The sequence below is a fragment of the Tabrizicola sp. genome (assembly GCF_051645465.1).
Taxonomy (GTDB): Bacteria; Pseudomonadota; Alphaproteobacteria; order Rhodobacterales; family Rhodobacteraceae; genus Tabrizicola.
In genome coordinates, this window is sequence record NZ_JBOFBI010000341.1 from 1 (window position 1) to 4,378 (window position 4,378).

General features: G+C 65.1%; 5 protein-coding genes. 3 read left to right on the forward strand and 2 right to left on the reverse strand.

The window, feature by feature from the left end; genetic code table 11:
- From ACRCSW_RS21670 to ACRCSW_RS21680, 3 genes are all read left to right on the forward strand, one after another.
- Positions 1–583: cellulase family glycosylhydrolase (locus tag ACRCSW_RS21670; RefSeq protein WP_438707729.1), on the forward strand; the 583-nt coding region annotated here is incomplete at its 5' end.
- Between the two features lie 216 nt (positions 584–799).
- Positions 800–1,639, forward strand: coding sequence for a tryptophan 2,3-dioxygenase (gene kynA, locus ACRCSW_RS21675; RefSeq protein ID WP_438707730.1), 840 nt, complete (start codon positions 800–802; stop codon positions 1,637–1,639).
- A 186-nt stretch (positions 1,640–1,825) separates the two neighbouring features.
- A complete protein-coding gene (locus tag ACRCSW_RS21680; protein WP_438707731.1) occupies positions 1,826–2,797 on the forward strand; it encodes a L,D-transpeptidase in 972 nt (323 codons plus the stop codon).
- A gap of 22 nt (positions 2,798–2,819) precedes the next feature.
- Here ACRCSW_RS21680 and ACRCSW_RS21685 read toward each other — a convergent pair whose 3' ends face one another.
- Both ACRCSW_RS21685 and ACRCSW_RS21690 read right to left on the reverse strand, forming a co-directional pair.
- Entirely contained in the window at positions 2,820–3,500 is a 681-nt protein-coding gene (locus tag ACRCSW_RS21685) for a D-lyxose/D-mannose family sugar isomerase (protein WP_438707732.1), read from the reverse strand.
- On the reverse strand, positions 3,478–4,378 hold a 901-nt coding region (locus ACRCSW_RS21690; protein ID WP_438707733.1), incomplete at its 5' end, for an MATE family efflux transporter. The genes ACRCSW_RS21685 and ACRCSW_RS21690, both read right to left, overlap by 23 nt.

Genomic DNA, 4,378 nt, shown 5'->3' on the forward strand with positions numbered 1-4,378 from the left:
GGGCGGTACGGACGGGCTGGAACAGATCGACCCTGCGCTCATCGGCGATGACAACGTGATCTGGAGCTTTCACAGCTACGATCCGTACCTCTTCACCCATCAGGCCGCCACCTGGACAGACGGCCCGAATGCCTTCTTCGCCGATGTCCCCTACCCGCCCGACCGTATCGATGATGCCCTGGCGGCCAAGCTTGTGGCCGAAGCAACGGCACGGGCCACCGAGGCCGGGTCAGCCTTTGACGAAGCCGCCCTGACCGAAGCGATGCGCACCTATCGCGCCCAGGGTGTCGAGATCGTGGCCAGGGAACCGAAGAACGCCGCAGCCTGGGCCGACCGCCATGGGATCCCCCGCAACCGGCTGATCCTTGGCGAATTCGGCACCATGCGCGAAGATGCGCAGGGCCGCCGGTTCCAGGGCCTCGGCCGGGAAGCCTTTCTCTTGGACAAGCGCCGGGCGGCGGAAGAGCTTGGGATCGGCTGGGCGGTCTGGGTCTGGTCGGGCACCTTCGGCATTGCCGAGGACGACGCGACGCGGGTCTTCTCACCCGCCACCTGCGAAGGCCTTGGCCTTTCGGGCTGTTGACCGGATGGCGCCAGCTGGCGCAACATCGGGAAGACCGCTTCCGAACTCCGGCCCGCAATCCGCAGGAGGCCTCGCCCTGACCCAGCGCGTTTCACTGCCCCCCGTTTGCCGCCCCTCTGGCTGGGTCGCGCTCTGGCGGCGGATGGGCAATCTTTGCATACTCGACCGGAAGGCCCGCCTCTTTCCCTGAACCTTCGGTTTTCATTGGAGAGAGACATGGCAACCTGCCCCTACAACCCCGCCGACGACGGCGCCCAGATGGCCTTTGACGGCCGGATGTCCTACGGCGACTACCTTCGCACCGATCAGATCCTTCACGCGCAGCACCCCTTGTCGGATGCCCATGACGAGATGCTGTTCATCATCCAGCACCAGACCTCCGAGCTCTGGATGCGTCTTGCGCTCCATGAGCTTGACGCCGCGCGCCGCAAGATCGCTGGCGATGCCGTGCAAGAGGCGTTCAAGATGCTCGCCCGCGTCGCGCGGATCTTCGAGCAGCTGAATAACGCCTGGGATGTCCTTCGCACGATGACGCCCTCGGACTACACGACCTTCCGCGAAAGCCTTGGGCAGTCGTCAGGCTTTCAGTCCTGGCAATACCGGCTGATCGAATACGCCGTCGGCAACCGCAACCTCGCGATGCTGAAGCCCCACGCCCACCGGCCCGACCTGACCGAAAGGCTTGAGGCCGAGCTTGCCCGGCCCACGCTTTACGACGAGGCGCTCCGCCATCTCGCCCGCCGTGGATTTCCGGTGCCACAGGACGTGCTGACCCGCGACCTCCGCCAGCCCTGGTCCGAACATCCCGGCGTTCAGGCTGTCTGGGAGCAGGTCTACCGCGATCCCATCACGCAGTGGCAGGCCTATGAACTCGCCGAAAAGCTGGTGGACCTTGAAGACTATTTCCGCCGCTGGCGCTTCAACCATCTCACCACGGTCGAGCGGGTGATCGGCGTGAAACGGGGCACCGGCGGCACCTCGGGGACCGCCTATCTCCGCCGGATGCTTGAGGTGCAGCTCTTCCCCGAGCTTTGGGCGGTGCGAACGGTGCTGTGATTTCAACCTTACGGGAGCCAAAGCTGCGGCGCAGCGGCCACAATGCCATGAAAATCCACCATTTCACGGTGCCGTGATCGCATTCCATTCCCTGCACGGTTTGACGCCTGCTCAACCCTCGGCTAGCGTGAGATCAACCGGCCTGCGGCATCCTGCTTGCAGGACCTGAAAGATGTGGGTCATTTGATGCTGAAGCCGTCACGCCATTTCCTGTCTCGCGCAGCTGTTTTTCCAGCCGCCCTGGCCATGCTTCTGCTGGCTGGCTGCGTCGAGACGACGACAGGTCCCACCGCGTCAAGCCAGCCGGGGCTGCCGAAGGCCGACGAGAATGTCTACGTCGCCTCGATGGACGCCGGGATCACGATCCCTGCCCTACCCGTTGAAGAGATTCCCGAAAGCCACCGCCGCCAGGTCGTGGCCTACGAATCCGATCAACCGCCGGGCACGATCATCATCAACCCGAAGACCCGGCTTCTCTACTACGTGCTCGGCAAGAACAAGGCGATCCGCTACGGCATTTCGGTCGGCAAGGCCGGGTTTGAATGGTCCGGAGAAGCCATCATCTCCGAGAAGAAGCAGTGGCCCAGGTGGATCCCCCCGAAAGAAATGATCGCTCGCAAACCTGAGTTGGCACAGTATGACGAGGTAGGCCAGCCGGGCGGCCCGACCAACCCTCTTGGTGCGCGGGCGCTTTATCTGACCTCGGGCGGGCGCGACTATGGCTACCGCATCCACGGAACGCCGGAATGGCAGTCGATCGGCCGAAACGCCTCGTCCGGTTGCATCCGCATGATCAACCAGGATGTGATCGATCTCTACGGCCGGATACAGGGTGGCGAGAAGGTCATCGTCCTTACAGCTTCAGGCGAGATGCCGAAGGGCCTCTACATTCCGACGCCGCCCGCGCCGAAAAAGGCTGCTTCCGCGAAGCCGAAAGTTGCAGCTTCGAAACCGGCCGTGACTTCGGAACCCGTCGTCCCGGCGCTGACCGTACTGCCACCGCCTTCAATTGCGACGGGCACGACCACCCCGGCAGTAGCAGCTCCAGCTGCGACGCCCGCAGCGCCCGCACCGGCCAGCGATCCTAAGCCGGCGTTTTCGCCGACCTGCGCCGTAGCGCTGGTCAACGGAGCCTGCCCGCCCGGCAAGGAATCCTGATGATTGCACGGGTGGCTCGGTACTAGAGCCACCTGTCGTAGTCGCTGACCAGAAGGTGCAGCGGCGGCTCGTCCTCATCGACCTCGGCAAAGCGGCCGATCGGTTCACGGAAGATGTTGTCGGTCAGGTCATCGTTCACCGTCGACACCTCGCCGATCAGCACGTCACCGCCCTCGCCCCAGAAGGCATGCCAGTCGCCGGGCATCAGCGTCACGCTTTCCCCCGGAGCCAGCTTCAGCTTCTCGCCCGGCCCATAGCGCCGCTCGATCCCGTCGCAGCGGACCATCCCGCCCCGGTCGCCCGCAAAGCCGCCCTTGTCGTCCGAACCGTAAAGCTCCACCACCAGCGTGGCACCACCGCGGTTGATGATGTCCTCGGCCTTGATGACATGAGTGTGCATCGGTGACAGCTGATCTTGGCGGCTGATCAGCAGCTTCTCGGCATAGCACATGCCCCCGCCGCGCTGGAGATCAGCGAGCCGACCATTGCGCAAAGTGAAAAGGAACAGGCCCATCTCGTCGAACCTGCCCTGCCCATAGTCGGTGATGTCCCAACCGCAGCGCGCCTCGACAAGCGCGCGGGCGTCGGTACGGGCCTTGAAGGCCTCGGGCGTCCAGTAGGCGAAGGGCGGCAGGACAAATCCGTGATGGCGGATCAGGTCGTCTGCCGCGCGCATGATGTCATTGATGCGGGATCGTTTCATGGGGCTCCTCCAAGCTTGCCGAGACCCTAGCCGGTCCCGTTTGCCGAAGGAAGCGCCAGACCAGCACAATCCCGGCCAGCCCCAGCGCTATCACGAACCCCGCCCAGATGCCTGCGGGGCCCATGCCCGCCGGATGGGCCAGCACCCAGCCAAGCGGCAGGCCCAGCACCCAGTAGGCAACGAACGAGACGACGGCGGGAAAGCCCGTGTCCGACAGCCCGCGCAACGCCCCGGTCATCGTGGATTGCACACCATCCATGACTTGGGCGAAGGCGAAGACGAAGAAGATGGCGGCGGCGACCGTGATCACCTGCGGGTCGGTCGTGATCCAGCCCGCGACCGTGCGCCCGTAAAGCCCAAGCGCCAGCGCCGCCCCGGCAAGCCAGACTGTGCCCAGCGACAAGGCAGCCCAGGTGATCGGGCGGAGCGCCTGCAGTTTGCCTGCCCCCCTCTCCTGCGCCACCCGGATCGCAACCGCGCCCGCGATCCCAAGGGGCACCATGTAAAGAAGGCCTCCCACCGACATCGCCACCTGGTTCCCCGCCAGTGCCACCGCCCCGAACGTCCCGATCATAAGCGTTGCGATAGCCATTGCCCCCGTCTCGGCGATATACATCAGCCCCAGCGGCGCGCCTTCGCGCGCGACCGAAGCGATCTCGGCCCCGCTGATCCCTTTGCGCAACCGCAGCCGCCGCATGGACCTTGCGCGCTGCCAGAACGCCCAGGCGGCGACCAGCGCCAGTGCCTCGGCCGCAAAGGACGCGATGCCCGCCCCGGTCAGCCCCAGCTCTGGCAGCGGGCCGATCCCCCAGATCAGCGCATAGTTCAGCGGGATGTTTATGACCACGGCAAGAAAGGCAAAGCCGGCGCCCAGCCAG

Bases quoted from the DNA above. Each gene is read 5' to 3' on its own strand.
- ACRCSW_RS21680 (WP_438707731.1), top strand. From the start codon at position 1,826: ATGCTGAAGCCGTCACGCCATTTCCTGTCTCGCGCAGCTGTTTTTCCA.
- kynA (WP_438707730.1), top strand. From the start codon at position 800: ATGGCAACCTGCCCCTACAACCCCGCCGACGACGGCGCCCAGATGGCC.
- ACRCSW_RS21685 (WP_438707732.1), bottom strand. From the start codon at position 3,500: ATGAAACGATCCCGCATCAATGACATCATGCGCGCGGCAGACGACCTG.